Here is a 15,514-nt window from a genome sequence, read left to right as displayed (position 1 = left end):
GCTGGACTAGGAGCAATTGTGTGCGGACTTAGTCCATCATGATCTTTACTTTCTTCAGAATAGCCGTTATTAGCAGCAAAATCACTAATTATTGGATGATATAGTCGACTGTTAGTGAGCGCTGGTCGTTATTGGATCGGAAAACCTAACGATTAGTTTGAGACCAGCGACTAAACTTGATTTCAGTAAGTTTCTTTAGCTAGCCTTATTCACATTTACAATTGTTAATTTTGATGGTTTGCTGGTAGTTTTGGTTAACAGTATTTAGCACTGCCGATTCAGGAATTAGTCGGTAGATGTTGATATGACTAATTCCTAGTTCAGGCAGTACTATAAACATAACCAGAATAAGCGATCGCCTATTTATCCGTTATTGCTACGATGCCAAGTAACTTTCGGCAAAATTTGATATTTGTCAACTCGATTTTGATATTTGACGGCAAAGTTGAGCAGAGAATCGAGCAAAGAATCAGAGAGATAATGAGGCTGTAGTCCTAAATCCAGCAGCTTAGTGTTTTTAGCATTGAAATAATGTTCTTCTTTCTCGATTCTAGGATTCTCCAAATTATTAATTTCCACATTTAGTCCCATCGCGTTTCCGGCTTTTTTCACCATTAGCGCCAAGTCACCAACACTAAATTGTTCAGTAAATTGGTTAAATACGCGAAATTCACCAGATTGAGCGGGGTTAGCGATCGCTATTTCTATACATCGCACTGTATCGCGAATATCCAAAAATCCGCGCGTTTGTCCGCCTTTACCATAAACTGTCAAGGGGTGTCCAATGGCAGCTTGAATGCAAAAGCGGTTCAACGCAGTTCCAAACACACCATCATAATCAAGGCGATTAATTAACAGTTCGTCCATCCCAGTTTCTTCTGTTAAGACGCCATAAACAACACCTTGATTTAAATCTGTTGCCCGTAGTCCCCAAATGCGGCAAGCAAAGTGGATATTGTGGCTGTCATGTACTTTGCTTAAGTGATACATTGAACCAGGTTGTTTGGGGTAGGGCAAAGTGTCTTTGCGCCCATTGTGTTCAATGGTGATGTAGCCTTCTTCTATATCTATATTAGGTGTGCCATATTCACCCATTGTTCCCAACTTCACTAAGTGACAGTCTGGGAAATCAGCTTTCATCGCGTACAGTAAATTTAGCGTACCGACAACGTTATTAACCTGCGTCATCACTGCGTGTTCGCGATCAATCATCGAAAATGGAGCTGAACGTTGTTCGCCAAAATGCACGATCGCATTTGGCTCAAATTGATGCAGCGCCTTTTGGAGAAAATCATAATTTGTAATATCGCCAACAAACAGGTCGATAGATTTACCTGTTAAATCTTTCCAACGTTGGATACGTTGCTGAATTGGCGCGATCGGGGTGAGAGTTTGTACACCCAGTTCATTATCCCAGTGCCGCCGCACCAGACTATCTAAAATACCAACTTCATAACCGCGATTAGAAAGGTAAAGTGCGGTTGCCCAACCGCAATAACCATCGCCACCAATAACCAGGACTTTCATTTTCACCAGTTTTTACTCGCTGATAGCTAAATCTACCAGGTTTGTGTCCCCTCTAAACCATCTGATAGGGAGATAAGGGGACAAGAAAGCAGAGGGGAAGAATAACTACTATCTACTAACCACTAACTACTAACTACTAACCACTCCACAGGCGGGTTTAAAAGATAAATCACCATCCCATTGTAAATAAATGTTACAAACGTGCCGTCAAAACGTTTTACTGTCTTGACAACCATAAGCAGACTCGATATCGTTAGATACATACCCGGGTAAGACCGTTAAAGAGTTATGCAAGCTAAGCAAAAGGTTACTTTGTATTTATCGCCGGAACTGCATAGAAAACTAAAGATACGTTCAGCAGTGGATTCTGAACCAATGTCGGAGCTTGCCGAACGCGCCCTTGTTTTCTACCTGGCACATTCAGAACTAGTAGATGAAGGAACTTCTTACGGAAGTACTCATAAAGTCTATAGTTGCCCAAACTGCGAAAGTTCACTTGTTTTACGGGATGGAGAATTGGTTGCCTTAGGTCAACAGCCGGGGTTAATAGGTCAAGAACACCTTCCAATGGAAGAGATGGAAAAAGAATTAAACCATCCTAAGGGTGAGGAAGAATTAGTTCCTTGCTAGATAGGAATTAGGAAGACAATTTTGAATTCATGATTCCGCCGTTTTTGCCAGAAGTGATGTCTGGAGTGTCTGTAAAAGGTCTCAAGTAGGTCGATGTATGAAAGAAGAGCTCAATATTCTCATTCAGGCTCAATACCCTTTAATCTACCTTGTGACCTCCGAGGAAGAGCGGGCTGAGCAAGCAATTTTTACAATCGCTCAATCATCCAAGCCACAGCGCCGAGTCTACGTTTGGACAGTAACTCATGGCATCGTGGAGTATGGTCAACCCCGTAACGTGACTCAACATAATACCGTATCTCCGGAAGCGGCGATTGAGTGGATCATTCGACAGAGAGAACCAGGCATATTTATTCTTAAAGATTTACATCCTTTTATTGATGCGCCTGCGACAACAAGATCTTTGCGAGATGCGATCGCCGGTTTTAAAGGCACGCAGAAAACAATTCTCTTAATGTCGCCAATGCAGCAAGTACCCATTGAGCTGGAGAAGGAAGTGGTTGTTCTCGATTTTGCACTTCCAGACATGGGTGAATTAAATAAAGTTTTAACTAATCATATAGATCATCATCGTGGGCGACGGTTGACTACAGAAGCACGGGAAAAGCTTCTTAGAGCAGCTTTAGGATTAACTAAAGACGAAGCCGAGAAAGTTTATCGCAAAGCACAAGTAACAACTGGGCGCTTAACTGAAGAAGAAGTAGATATAGTTCTATCTGAGAAAAAGCAGCTAATCAGACGTAATGGTATATTAGAGTACATAGAAGAAGATGCAACCATTGACGCTGTTGGCGGTTTAGAAGAATTGAAGAAGTGGCTCAAGCAACGCTCTAATGCTTTTACAGAGAGAGCGCGAGAGTATGGTTTACCTCAACCTAAGGGAATGTTAATTTTAGGTGTTCCAGGTTGTGGAAAATCCTTAATTGCGAAAACCACCTCTCGGCTATGGGGCTTGCCATTGCTGCGGTTAGATATGGGACGAGTCTACGACGGCTCTATGGTGGGGCGCTCGGAAGCTAATTTACGGAATGCCCTGAAAACAGCAGAATCGATTTCTCCAGCCATTTTATTTATTGATGAGTTAGATAAATCCTTTGCTGGTAGCACAGGTTCTTCAGATTCTGATGGTGGTACCTCAAGCAGAATTTTTGGCTCTTTCTTAACATGGATGCAAGAGAAAAAATCCCCAGTATTTGTGATGGCAACAGCGAACAGAGTCGAAAGGTTGCCAGGGGAATTTTTGAGAAAGGGTCGTTTTGATGAGATTTTCTTTGTGGATCTGCCAACGCCAGAAGAACGGCAGGACATCTTCACTATCCACTTAAGTAAGCGCCGTAGTGACATTTCTAGATTTGACCTTGAACAACTATCTAAAATGTCGGATGGCTTCTCTGGGGCTGAAATTGAACAAGCGATCGTGGCAGCGATGTACGAAGCTTTCGCTCAAGATCGAGAGTTCACCCAGTTAGATATTATTGCTGCAATTAAAGCGACACTGCCGCTGTCTCGAACGATGCAAGAACAGGTAACGGCTCTAAGAGATTGGGCTAGACAGCGTGCTCGACCTGCAGCAGCCTCCGTTGCTGAATATCAGCGAATGGAGTTCTAAAAGCTTTCCCTGTTTTAACAGGGGAAAGGCTAGCACCAAACGCTAGCAGTTAAAAAAAACCGCGTCTAGTAACGCGGCTTCTTCTAAGACCAATCGTTGTCCTTTTTCTCACTTCTCTTTGGAGGAAACCCAAATGTCTCATTTTAGCACTCTGCGTACCAAGATCACCGATGCTGAAATCCTCAAGCAATCCCTACGTGACCTCGGCATTACAGTAAAAACTGAAGCAGATGTTCGTGGTTACAACGGTCAGCGTGTTCGTTCTGACATCGTAGCAGTTTTGGAAGGCGAATATGATCTTGGTTGGTCTCGCAACAGCGATGGTTCTTTTGACCTGATCGCAGACCTGTGGGGCGTAGCTAAGAAGCACAATCAGACCGAATTGATTAACTCAATCAATCAGAAGTACGCTGTTAACAAGACCTTGACTGAAGTTAAACAACGCGGTCTGCAAAATGCCAACGTCAAGTTGGTGCTGCAATAGAAGTTTCTCTGCGCGTTCCCAAAGCTGTACGGGTTAACCATGTCAAGAGCGGTTAGCCCGCTTTTTTATGGACTGGACTTGTTTCCAGTCCTTATTAGTTTACAGCTTTTACTATGCCATATCTAAATTTAACATTTTTTAAAGTTTAACTTCATTGTTTTTAGTTCAGAAATCAAGTTTTTTGATTAAGCTCTGGTAACAGGAAACTGTACCTCTGTTACATAAGATTCATTGTTTTGTTCATTACCACCAATAATATAAACCTCACGGTTAGGGCCGATAATCTTATAACCGTTGGCTTCAATCCAGGATATTAAGGCTGTGTAAGCTTGGTTACTTGTGTTGTAACTGCCGTGATGAACTGCACAAGCCATTTTATCAAAACCCGGCAACTCATATACCTTCATACGCTTGTTGCTAGATACGAAACTTTCTAATGATGCAACAGCTTCCCAGTCGATATCAGACTCTTTATATGCCGAGTCGTGCCAAATGCCCGCGCAATAGCTAGGTACTTGAATTCCTTGCTGCTGAAGGCTCTCAAACAACTCATCATAAAGTCGCGGCACAGCAGCAAAATTTGGGATAATTTCTCGTATTGATGCAACTTTGATTGGTTCCACTTTTTTAAGCACGATTTCGTAATTTGGTATGCTTTCCTCCTCGATTTGCTTAAGTCGTGCTTCTACTCGCAATAAGCGTGCCTGTTCTTCCTCTACTAAACGCTGAAGTTCTGCTTGCTTAAGTCGCAGCATACCGCGAATTTCTGCTGGTGGCAGATTTTCATCTAGCAGTTTGGCAATTTGTTCTAAAGAAAAGCCCAAATCTTTGAATGCCAAAATACGATTAAGTCGTGGTAACTGCTCGGCACAGTAATAGCGATAACTTGTAGATTCGTCTACATGAATTGGTTTGAGCAATCCAAGTTGATCGTACAGACGCAGTGCTTTTACAGTTACCTGACTGAGTTTTGAAAAATCACCTATTTTCAGCATCTTTCCACCTTTTATTCAACTAAAATTCAGGTGGCCAATTAGGAATGTGTGTTAGTTCTAGTTTGATCCCATCTGGATCTAGAAAATATACAGCATAATAGCCAGGCATATAATCATACTCAAAAGGAGGATCGAGAATCTCTACGCCCATCTCGATTAGCTTTTGGTAAAGTTTATCTACGTCTTCTCGACTATCTGCACTAAAAGCTAGATGATGCAGACCTGGAGAATAGCGATCATGTTTTTGATTGGGTGATTTGGGGTTAGATGGAGAAATAGTAATGACACCATTAGAACTTGCCCAGAGAATTAATTGTTCTGTTTTTTCTGCTTGTTCATAACCTATAAATCCTAAAAGCAGATTGTAAAAAGCTTCTGAACGCTCTAAGTTAGAGACTGTTAAGGCTATGTGATTGATAGCTCCCAATTTCATTGTTTGTTACCTCTTACTTGTGGTTATTTCTAGTGCACACCCTCCCCTAAGGGCAAAGTCAAGAGCTATTGTGAGAAAATTTTTATGAGTTTACACCAACCTCTAGAACGACTGTTAGCGCTGGAAGGTTGCTACAACACCCGCGATATCGGTGGCTATGAAACTTTAGATGGCAAAAAGACACGCTGGCGTACTGTGTTGCGCTCAGATAGCCTGCATCGTCTCACCCCAGCAAGTCAGCAGTTATTGTTAAATTACGGTGTGCGAACAATTATTGACTTGCGTTATCTATCTGAAGTCAGTCAGGCTCCTAATGTCTTTTCTACTTCGCCTCATGTGACTTATTTCAACCTACCTTTATTTAGCGAAGAATTAGAAGCTGAGATGAGGAAAGCAGGAACATTATTCAAACAATGCTTGCTGCTGCTTGATAGCTGCCAGCAACAAATAAAAACGGTGATGAGTGCGATCGCTACCAATGAGACTTCTGTGTTAGTTCATTGTGTAGGTGGCAAAGATAGAACTGGTATAATTACCGCTTTATTGCTCGCCATAGCCAATGTGCCAGTAGCTACAATTGCTCAAGACTATGCAATGAGCGCAGATTACCTTGCTGCTTTTTACGCACCAATGCTGGAAACAGCAACAAAGCAAGGTTATGCTCATATGTTTGAGTCTCCACCACAAACAGTTCTAGAGACTTTCAATTATTTAGAACAACAGTATGGCGGAGTTGTTGGTTATTTAAAGACAATTGGCATGACTGGTGAGCAAATCAACCATTTACATGAGATGCTGGTTGATTGATTAGTTAGTTTTTTCAATGACTGTTGTTTCTTCTGTATCTGTTATCGTTCCAGCCACAACTGCAAATTTGGGGCCAGGATTTGATTGTATCGGTGCCGCTCTAACGCTGTATAACGAGTTTAAGTTCACTAACCACAATCAAGCTGGAGTCACAATTACTGTGACGGGTTTAGAGGCGGAACAAGTTAAAACTGATGAGAGCAATCTGCTTTACCAAGCTTTTGTAAAGTTATATCAACATTTGGGACAGACTCCCCCACCCGTGCAAATTGATATCAAGCTAGCTGTGCCTTTAGCACGGGGTTTGGGTAGTTCAGCGACGGCAATTATCGGTGGTTTGGTTGGTGCTAATTTGTTGGCGGGTGAACCTCTAACTCAGTCGCAGGTAATGGAGTTAGCGATCGCAATGGAAGGACACCCCGATAATGTTGTCCCTGCCTTGATTGGAGGCTGCCGTCTTGCTGCTAGTAGTGATGTGGGTTGGGAGATTTGTGATGTTCCTTGGCATGAAGATATTGTGCCAGTGGTGGCAATTCCTAATTTTGAGCTTTCCACCCAGGAAGCGCGACGGGTGCTGCCAACTCAAGTGAGTCGTGCAGATGCAATTTTTAATACAGCTCATCTAGGACTGTTGTTACGCGGTTTGGAAACTGGTAGGAAAGATTGGTTGCGGGCTGCTTTGCAAGATAAATTACATCAACCTTACCGAGAATCACTTATTCAGGGTTATGACGCTGTCAAAGAAGCTGCTCTCGCTGCTGGTGCTTGCGGTATGGTAATTAGTGGTGCTGGCCCTACACTATTAGCATTAACAGATACGGCACATTCCGAAGCTGTAGTAGCAGCAATGTCTTCTGCTTGGCAGCAACAGGGAATTTCGCTAGTGGTGCGATCGCTTGCTGTTGATACTCAAGGAGCAAGAAGCTTTTGTTAATGATTAGTCATTTATTTACAGATAAATAACAATGGAGCAATATCAGGCAGAAATAGCAGCAATTCAATCTCAAATTCAGGCTTTGCGTCAAGAACGTGCCGCTCTTGCTGTCAATGTAACGCCTCCAGAGAATGATTCACCCCAAGCAATAGCACAAGTGTACCGTCGGCAAGCGAAAGAAAATCCTGAGTTGTTTGCAGAACTGAAGGGGATAGATGATGCTATTGCTGCCCTAGAAGCTCAATTGAAACAAAAACAAGCCCAGTTAACGCGTCGGCAGACACAATCAATCCAACAGCAGCAGCTAGAGGAGGCAAAAACACAGGCTCAAATTCATGCTGAACGTATTAATGAACTAGCAGCTGAACTTGCAACAGAAATACGCAGTCTCAAGGCTTGCGCCGATCAACTCAGCCCTCTTTACTGGCAAGTTTATTACAAACCCTTTATCACTGGTTTCAAGACTATTTCCGTTCCTCATGTCCGTTCTGATGGGGAAGTATGGACGATTGTTAATCGGATTGTTTAAAGTCCATGAAAAATTGAGATGCCCGACTTCTGGCCAGAAGTCGGGCATCTATTAGTGTTTGAGGAATTGTCATAACAAATATCCTCCTTAAGACAGTTGATATTAAGATATGTAACGGTAGTGCAAACCACCGTTCTTTGTTGACGTTGCAATTCTTAACATTTAGAATGAATCTAGAAAACTTTATAAGTATTTATTACTATTTATGTCTAAGATTTAATCTTCTAGAGATAAATAACGTTTACAAAAGTATGAGCTGCTTAATATAATGTAATTAAAAGCGAAAACGAAAAACGATTGTCAGTGATGATTGCTCAAATACCCTGGTTAACAACCATAATCCTCTTGCCATTGGTGGCTGGTTTAGCCATCCCGCTCATCCCAGATAAAGAAGGTAAAACAGCTCGTTGGTACGGTTTGGGAGTAGCGATCGCCGACTTTGCCTTAATGATTTATGCTTTTTGGCATAACTACGACTTTCAAAACACCACCTACCAACTGGTTGAAAAATATGCCTGGGTGCCGCAAATCGGCTTAAATTGGTCAGTAGCAGTCGATGGTTTGTCAATGCCGCTAGTACTGCTGACAGGCTTAATCAACACACTCGCAATCTTCGCGGCTTGGAAAGTAACCAACAAGCCGCGTTTGTTTTATGGTTTGATGCTGGTTTTGTATAGTGCCCAGATTGGGGTGTTTGTCGCTCAGGATCTGCTGTTGTTCTTCTTGATGTGGGAAATTGAATTGGTGCCTGTGTACCTGTTGATTTCCATTTGGGGAGGGCAAAAGCGCCGTTATGCCGCTACTAAATTCATTCTCTACACCGCAGCCGCTTCAATATTTATCTTGGTAGCAGCTTTTGCGCTGGCATTCTATGGAGATACCGTTAGCTTTGACATCACAACCTTGGGAATGAAGCAATATCCAAAAGCCTTGGAACTCCTAGCTTATGCTGGTTTCTTGATTGCATTTGGCGTGAAGATGCCAATTTTCCCTCTCCACACTTGGTTGCCCGATGCTCATGGTGAAGCTTCCGCACCCGGTTCGATGATTTTAGCTGGTGTGTTGCTGAAGATGGGTGGTTATGCCCTGATCCGCATCAACATGGAAATGCTGACTAATGCTCATGTTTACTTTGCTCCAGTGCTGGCAATTCTGGGTGTAGTCAACATTGTTTACGGTGCTTGCTGTGCCTTCGCTCAAACAAATCTCAAGCGTCGCTTGGCTTATTCTTCGATCGCCCACATGGGTTTTGTTCTGATTGGTATCGCTTCCTATACAGAAGTAGGTATGAGCGGTGCCGTACTGCAAATGATTTCTCACGGTTTGATTGCCGCTACCTTGTTCTTCCTCTCTGGCGTGACTTACGAGCGTACTCACACCTTGATGATGGATCAAATGGGCGGTATTGCCAAGGTAATGCCGAGAACCTTTGCTCTGTTTACTGCTGGTGCGATGGCTTCTCTAGCGCTACCGGGAATGAGTGGTTTTGTTGGTGAATTGATGGTATTTTTGGGAATTGCTAATAGCGACGTTTACAGTTCCAGCTTCAAAGTCGTAGTTGTGCTGCTATCTGCTGTAGGCGTGATTATGACTCCGATTTATCTACTGTCGATGTTACGCCAAGTGTTCTATGGCAAGCAAAACACCGAACTACATTTGGATGCAATTGTACCTGATGTTAAACCCCGCGAACTATTTATAACTGCTTGTTTAATGATTCCCATCATCGGTATCGGTTTGTATCCAAAATTGGCAACACAAACTTATGATGTCAAAACTGTAGAAGTAGCAGCCCATGCCCGTCAATTTCTACCAGTTGTAGCCAGACAGCAACCATCAAGTTTATATTCCAGCGTTTTTACAGCGCCGACGTTGGCTACTTCCCAAGCTTCAAGTTTAATTAATATAGCTGATTAGATATTTCTTCCACAGGCTGGTGCTATTAAATAATTTTAGAAATAGGAGATGGGGGTGATTGTGCGATCGCCCCCATACTTTTTACCAAAAATATTTATTTTCTATCACTGTTGTTTGGCGAGTGGATGAGTCGTATTTAAGGAGGTATTCGCGAGCGATCGCTTCTTTATCTCGCAGAGTTTGAACTTCTTTTTTTCCGATTTCTGTATCTGTGGAAAGTAAAATCACTTGATGACTGGCTGAGGGAAAGTAACGTTCAACTAAGTTACTGCGGTGCGAAGAATCTAATCTGCCCAAGGGTGTGTCAATCGCCACTGGTAAGCGACGCCCCGATACTCGCGCCAAGCCCCACAAAAAAGCGATCGCTAAAAGTTGTTTTTCTCCTGCCGAGAGACGATGTTTAGGAACTGATTTACCTTGTGAGTTATACAAAGATAAGCTAAAGGTGTTGGTATCGATAGCTATGCGATGCACCAAATCAGATTTGTGCAGTAGATAGCGGAAGCACTCAGTGACTTCATTTTCTAATTTATTTAATTTTCTTAAAGTCAAACGTTCTCGAAAAAGTTTAAGTGTTTCTTGAACTCTAGCAGAAGCAACAATAATATGTTCTATATTCTTACGGTCTAAGGTTTGCTTAGTATATTCTTGTAAGTCCTTTTTTAGCTTTTCAATTGCAGTTTCTAATTCAACTAGACGGCGGCGTTTTGTTTCGCAATCAGCTTTAACTTCAGCAACTTTCTTTTGTGCTGCTTGCATTGCATCACGTAATTTATTGTATTCTTCTGGTGATGCTGCTGTCTGCACCTGTCTTTCTAAACCGATAATTTCTTCTTCTTTAGTTTTCAGAATAGCAAGTTGTTGCTTTGCGGATATTTTGGCATTCTGCAAATAATAAATAACATTACCTAACTGACTGAGAGCTTCATCATCAGCTAATAACCAAAGTTCTTCTTGTAGAGAAGAGGAATTTTGCATCTGCTCATCTTCTGCTAGAAAAGCTTTGATTTTATCAACTTGTTCTTCTGCAATATTTAAATTACTAATCAATTCGAGTAAGCGCTGATCTCGCTCCAATAAGATATCTCGTGCTATTCGTGCTTGCCGGAGACGAAATTCTTTTTCTCCTTGGGCTTGCACTTGCGAGAGTAACGGTTGAATTAACGCCAGCGGTAAAATACCACCAGCTAATTCACACATTGCTTGACGAGTTTGTTCGGCTTCTATGGTTCTTTCTTCCTTCTGTTTATCTAACTGACTGCGTTCTGCTGCAATCTTACCGCCTTCAGAAATAAATTTATCAATAGCTATAGTTTGTGATTTTTCAGCTAATTGTAATTCTTTTTGTAGAGACACAAATTTTTGCGTTTCTATTTTATGTTCATTTTGTAATTGTTTTAATTTCTGTTCAATTTCTTCTAAATTTTCTAATTCATGCTTTTCAGCTATTTCTTTACGTTTGCGATTAACTAAAATATCTATATCACCAGCCAAACGTTCAGCCAATTCTAATCCTAACAAAGCGCGAATCGCATCCACAACAAGTGGTGGCGGTACTTCTTGTTCTGCTAATTCCTTCACTTGTTCTCCATCAAAAAGAAACAAGTTAGAAATTCCTAAAGGCAGTAAATTCTCAATATACTCATCCCAAATATTAACTAAAGCTTCAACAGGCCATGTATCATCATCACCCAAAATACCTAAATTATCTTTACCATCTTTAGGATTTCTTTCCCACGTGCGTACAATTCTGTATTTAACTGGTTGGTCATTTTCAATATGTTCAAATACTAATTCAATGCGAGTTTTATCATTGGCAGGTGTATGACTATTAACGCATTGAGTGAGAAAATCCCCATAGCTCAAATTTCCACGCGTAGAGCATTGGGCGCGATGTCCATAAAGTGCAAGACGAATCGCATCCATTAGTGTTGTTTTTCCTCCTCCATTCATCCCACCCAAAAGAAGAATCGGGCGAGCATTCTCTTTAATTTTTGGATCTAGATTTATTACCTGACGCCCATTGTAGGGGCCAAAATTTTGGAGTACAAGTTCAAGAAAAATCATGGTACTGGGTACTGGGGATTGGGTACTAGGTACTGGGAGGGAATAGATACTAGGGCTAGGGACTCGTGATTGGGAGATCCCAATCCCCAATCACCGCTCCCCAGTCCCGAATTTGACACTTGCCCAAGTTTTGGGTTTAGCAGCCGATGGTTGCTCTGTGGAGTCAACAAATGGCTTGCTTTTTACATCCACTTGTTCACTTGTTACATCCGTTGCTGGATCTGTGACTACAAAATCCCCTAAAGTTAGCTGCTTTACCTTTTCCACATCACCTTGAGCAACCGCTGTTTTCAAATCTCTTTTCAAATAGGCATTTTTAATTGCTTCTTCTTGGGAACGGGAGCTAGTATCAAAACATTTCTCTAGGGCGTCATATATGCCCACACGCCGCGCCATCTTACGAAACTGGCGTTCTGTGTCCAATAGCTTCGCCATTAATTCCAGGTGCATGGCATCACCTTCACAAATTTCTTCTAGCACTGCCCACTCGTCGCTACCCAAGAGACTATAGTCAGCACCAGGGCGGGGATCTTGGAATTCTTCACCAGTCACTTCTTTATATATGCGGGGTAAACTATCATCAAACTCGTGTTTTTCTTCTAGCCAAATGCGGCGAATTTCACTTAGTTCTTCGGGAGCGAGCAGGGTAATGTCGCGCATACTTTCTGGTGCTGTATGGCGGATTTGTGTTTGTGCTTCTAATACTCGTCTTAGCCAATATTCGCGCCAATATTTAGTATAAGGGCCTGGGATTGGTTCTACTGATTTTTCTCCATCTTTGTTGCGCTCAAAAAGTTGAACATTCCCCCAAATTCTTCGGAAATCTCTTCTGTCGCGATCATCTTCTGCATCTAATTCATTGCGGATATCTAATAAAGGCTGCATCCATTCTTTTTCTTCATCATTTTGGATCATTGCCTGCATCGATTTATCCTGACTCACCAGCGTGCAAACCCAGCACCCAAATCGAGAATCACCACAACTAGGAGTGGAAGTATCAACAACTAAGGGGCATTCGTTATCTGCGGTTGCACCTCTATATATGTTGAATAATTCTTTGTTGCTCCCTCCCCAAGGATTGTCACACTGATTGAGATAAATCCAAACATCATTATTACTCCAGTCTTCAATCGGGGTGTAAATTAAAGAATTGAGCAAACTACCATTAGGGCTAAGGCGATCGCGCACTCTCCGCATTTGATGCTTTTCCATTGTGGCTGCACGTTTTGAACTTTCGGCTTTGCGAGTACCCAAAACCAGAATTGTTTCACCATTGGCTCGAACCATCTGGCGGATAAAATGGTTAGCCGGATTAATTTTCAGACGTTCGGTACACCAACGAAATTGATTGCGTGGTGCGGGGTAGCCTTTACCAATTAGATTTACCCAAAATGTGTCTTGAACCACAGGCTGTAGCAGATGAGGTTCAACAGGCATTTGTTGTTTCTGTGCCGCAGACTTTAGCTTTTGCAAAGATTTGCGTACCCAAGCAGAAACAATCGGGTTTTCTACTTTAGTATCTGTTGTAATTACATGAATTGTTTTAGTTCGTTTTTCTTTTGGGAGGGCAGCGATCGCATTCCAAACTAGCTGCAACACCGTACTAGAATCTTTTCCCCACGATACCCCTATAATCCAAGGTATTTCGTCCAAACAATATAACTCTTGGATCTCAGCAGTGAGAACTGGTATCTCATCCAGCACAGTAGTACGCACTTTTCCATCTTGATTTTCTGCTTTTTGTGCTGTAGCCATTTCTCCCTACCTATGTAAATACAGGTAAATCAATCCCTAAACTCTTCCTGTCAGCGAGAAAGAGAGAAGATGGTGCAATATTTATCACCCTTTATATATGTACTGGAAGTACAACCATAGTATTGTAATCCTTAAAGGTTTTTAAAAACTTTCCTCGCTGCATCAATTCTCTTAGAGAATTATCCTGATTTATAGTTAAAAATTTTAAAAATTAACATGGATGAAAGTGCTGCCTACCCAACTGCTGATATTGCCAGTGAGTACCTAGAAAGGGAAAACAAGGATAAACAGGTGCTGGCTATTTTACTAGAAAAGTTCATGAACCAGAAAGATCGGATTTTGGTTCAAAAGACAGAAATGGGCGGTACTGAGGCCTATGTTGGCTCTGTTACCTTAGAATGGCTTGCGGGTAGAGTTCGCTTTGCATCTGCCTTACCCCTACTTCAGCAAAAATATAATCCGCAGACAGATAATGTTGAGATTGACGCCGAGAGTATTGACGAAATTCAGCAGCGCCCCCTTGATTGGTCGCGTCAACTACCGCTAGCTCAGTATTTAGTAAGTCGTAAAAATCACAAATTTCCACCAGTGTTGGTAGCGATAAATCAACCGTGGGTGGACAATTCCCAAGCTTCTGAGTGGAATAGCCAAGGAATAGCTTTAAAATCTACCACAAACTTTATACCTCTGGACAAAGAAGGCAAAGTCGGTTTATTAAACGTTTCTGAGGAAGATGTAACCATTTATGCACTGGATGGACAACATCGCCTCATGGGTGTACAAGGGTTGATGGAATTGCTGAAAACTGGCAAACTCCAGCGTTATAAAAAGGATAAATCTCCTGACAACACATTTATTACCGAGGCTGATTTAATTGAGCAGTATAATCTTCAACCAGCCTACCTGCAAAATTTACCGAAAGAAAAAATTGGTATTGAGTTCATTTGTGCAGTAGAGAAAGGAGAAACCCGCGAACAGGCAAGACGACGCGTAAGATCCATATTTGTGCACGTCAACCTGATGGCTGCACCTTTAACAAAAGGTCAGTTAGCCCAGCTCAACGAAGATGATGGTTTTTCTATTGTTGCTAGAAAAATTGCCGTCACGCATTCACTATTGGAACAGCGAGAAAGCCGAAATCCTCGCGTCAATTGGAATAGTGCCACAGTTGCAGCCAAGTCAACAGTTTTGACGACACTGCAAGCACTTAAAGATATGTCTGAGCGATACCTGGGGCAAAAATTTCCTCACTGGAAACCCTTAGATAAAGGTCTAATTCCCATGCGCCCAGAGGATGAAGAACTGGAGGAGGGAATACGGGAGTTTCACAGGCTTTTTGATTATTTGGCAAGTCTTCCGAGTTATAAGCTTTTAGAAGATGAGGATACACCAGCCTTACGGCGATTCAGTTTTGAGAAAGATGGGGGCGAAGGAAATATGCTTTTCCGCCCTGTCGGTCAAGTGGCTGTAGCGCAAGCTTTAGGAATCTTGGTTTTCCGCAAAGGATTTAATCTAGACAACATTTTTAAGAAACTGCGGAAGTTCGATCAACAAGGTGGTTTTAGTAGCATGGAGTTCCCCCAGTCTATTTGGTATGGCATTTTGTACGATCCAAGTAAAAAACGGGTGCAGGTTGCTGGGCGAGATTTAGCAGCTAAGTTACTTATTTATATGTTGGGTGGAATTGAGGATCAGATGGAACGTGCAGAACTTCGTAAAGCTTTGGCTGATGCTAGAAGAGTAGAAAATAAAACTATCGGTTTTGATGGTAATTTTGTTGAACCAAAGCAGGTAGGGCTTCCGGCTATTCTGTAGTTACTATCAAAG

The 15,514-nt window shown here is 42.0% G+C and carries 13 protein-coding genes; 8 read left to right on the top strand and 5 right to left on the bottom strand.

Annotation, left to right across the window (positions count from 1 at the left end):
* Positions 1-363 precede the first annotated feature (363 nt).
* Positions 364-1,527, bottom strand: coding sequence for an NAD-dependent epimerase/dehydratase family protein (locus QUB80_RS04705; RefSeq protein WP_289788636.1), 1,164 nt, complete (start codon positions 1,525-1,527; stop codon positions 364-366).
* A 288-nt stretch (positions 1,528-1,815) separates the two neighbouring features.
* Between QUB80_RS04705 and QUB80_RS04700 the strand changes: the two genes are divergently transcribed.
* From QUB80_RS04700 to QUB80_RS04690, 3 genes are all read left to right on the top strand, one after another.
* Complete coding sequence (locus tag QUB80_RS04700; RefSeq protein ID WP_289788333.1) at positions 1,816-2,157, top strand: slr0373 family blue light stress response protein; 342 nt, start codon at positions 1,816-1,818, stop codon at positions 2,155-2,157.
* Positions 2,158-2,254: 97 nt separating this feature from the next.
* The gene (gene ycf46, locus QUB80_RS04695; protein ID WP_289788332.1) at positions 2,255-3,766 is read left to right on the top strand and encodes a stress-responsive protein Ycf46; all 1,512 of its coding nucleotides are present in this window, start codon (positions 2,255-2,257) and stop codon (positions 3,764-3,766) included.
* A 133-nt stretch (positions 3,767-3,899) separates the two neighbouring features.
* Positions 3,900-4,250 (top strand): DUF1257 domain-containing protein, encoded by a 351-nt coding sequence (locus tag QUB80_RS04690; protein WP_016872828.1) that lies wholly within the window; start codon positions 3,900-3,902, stop codon positions 4,248-4,250.
* Positions 4,251-4,435: 185 nt separating this feature from the next.
* Here QUB80_RS04690 and QUB80_RS04685 read toward each other — a convergent pair whose 3' ends face one another.
* Together QUB80_RS04685 and QUB80_RS04680 are read right to left on the bottom strand one after the other, a co-directional pair.
* Entirely contained in the window at positions 4,436-5,245 is an 810-nt protein-coding gene (locus tag QUB80_RS04685; protein ID WP_289788331.1) for a MerR family transcriptional regulator, read from the bottom strand.
* A 19-nt stretch (positions 5,246-5,264) separates the two neighbouring features.
* A complete protein-coding gene (locus QUB80_RS04680) occupies positions 5,265-5,678 on the bottom strand; it encodes a VOC family protein (protein ID WP_289788330.1) in 414 nt (137 codons plus the stop codon).
* 84 nt (positions 5,679-5,762) lie between these two features.
* Between QUB80_RS04680 and QUB80_RS04675 the strand changes: the two genes are divergently transcribed.
* The 4 genes from QUB80_RS04675 to QUB80_RS04660 all read left to right on the top strand — a co-directional run bounded on the left by QUB80_RS04675 (position 5,763) and on the right by QUB80_RS04660 (position 9,865).
* Positions 5,763-6,485 carry a tyrosine-protein phosphatase gene (locus tag QUB80_RS04675; RefSeq protein WP_289788329.1) on the top strand — a complete coding sequence of 241 codons (723 nt, stop codon included), beginning with the start codon at positions 5,763-5,765 and terminating at the stop codon, positions 6,483-6,485.
* Between the two features lie 16 nt (positions 6,486-6,501).
* Positions 6,502-7,419: a homoserine kinase gene (thrB, locus tag QUB80_RS04670; protein WP_289788328.1), complete on the top strand. Its 918-nt coding sequence runs from the start codon at positions 6,502-6,504 to the stop codon at positions 7,417-7,419.
* A gap of 31 nt (positions 7,420-7,450) precedes the next feature.
* The gene (locus QUB80_RS04665) at positions 7,451-7,948 is read left to right on the top strand and encodes a coiled-coil domain-containing protein (protein WP_289788327.1); all 498 of its coding nucleotides are present in this window, start codon (positions 7,451-7,453) and stop codon (positions 7,946-7,948) included.
* A gap of 306 nt (positions 7,949-8,254) precedes the next feature.
* The gene (locus QUB80_RS04660) at positions 8,255-9,865 is read left to right on the top strand and encodes an NAD(P)H-quinone oxidoreductase subunit 4 (RefSeq protein WP_289788326.1); all 1,611 of its coding nucleotides are present in this window, start codon (positions 8,255-8,257) and stop codon (positions 9,863-9,865) included.
* 81 nt (positions 9,866-9,946) lie between these two features.
* Here the strand turns inward: QUB80_RS04660 and dndD are convergent, their stop codons facing one another.
* Both dndD and dndC read right to left on the bottom strand, forming a co-directional pair.
* Positions 9,947-11,932 carry a DNA sulfur modification protein DndD gene (dndD, locus tag QUB80_RS04655; RefSeq protein WP_289788325.1) on the bottom strand — a complete coding sequence of 662 codons (1,986 nt, stop codon included), beginning with the start codon at positions 11,930-11,932 and terminating at the stop codon, positions 9,947-9,949.
* A gap of 90 nt (positions 11,933-12,022) precedes the next feature.
* Positions 12,023-13,687, bottom strand: coding sequence for a DNA phosphorothioation system sulfurtransferase DndC (gene dndC / locus QUB80_RS04650; protein ID WP_289788324.1), 1,665 nt, complete (start codon positions 13,685-13,687; stop codon positions 12,023-12,025).
* Between the two features lie 216 nt (positions 13,688-13,903).
* Between dndC and QUB80_RS04645 the strand changes: the two genes are divergently transcribed.
* The gene (locus tag QUB80_RS04645; RefSeq protein WP_289788323.1) at positions 13,904-15,502 is read left to right on the top strand and encodes a DGQHR domain-containing protein; all 1,599 of its coding nucleotides are present in this window, start codon (positions 13,904-13,906) and stop codon (positions 15,500-15,502) included.
* Positions 15,503-15,514 lie beyond the last annotated feature (12 nt).

Origin of the sequence: Chlorogloeopsis sp. ULAP01 (assembly GCF_030381805.1) — a bacterium.
In the GTDB taxonomy this organism is placed as follows: Bacteria; Cyanobacteriota; Cyanobacteriia; order Cyanobacteriales; family Nostocaceae; genus Chlorogloeopsis.
This window is presented reverse-complemented; position numbering and strand designations above follow the sequence as displayed.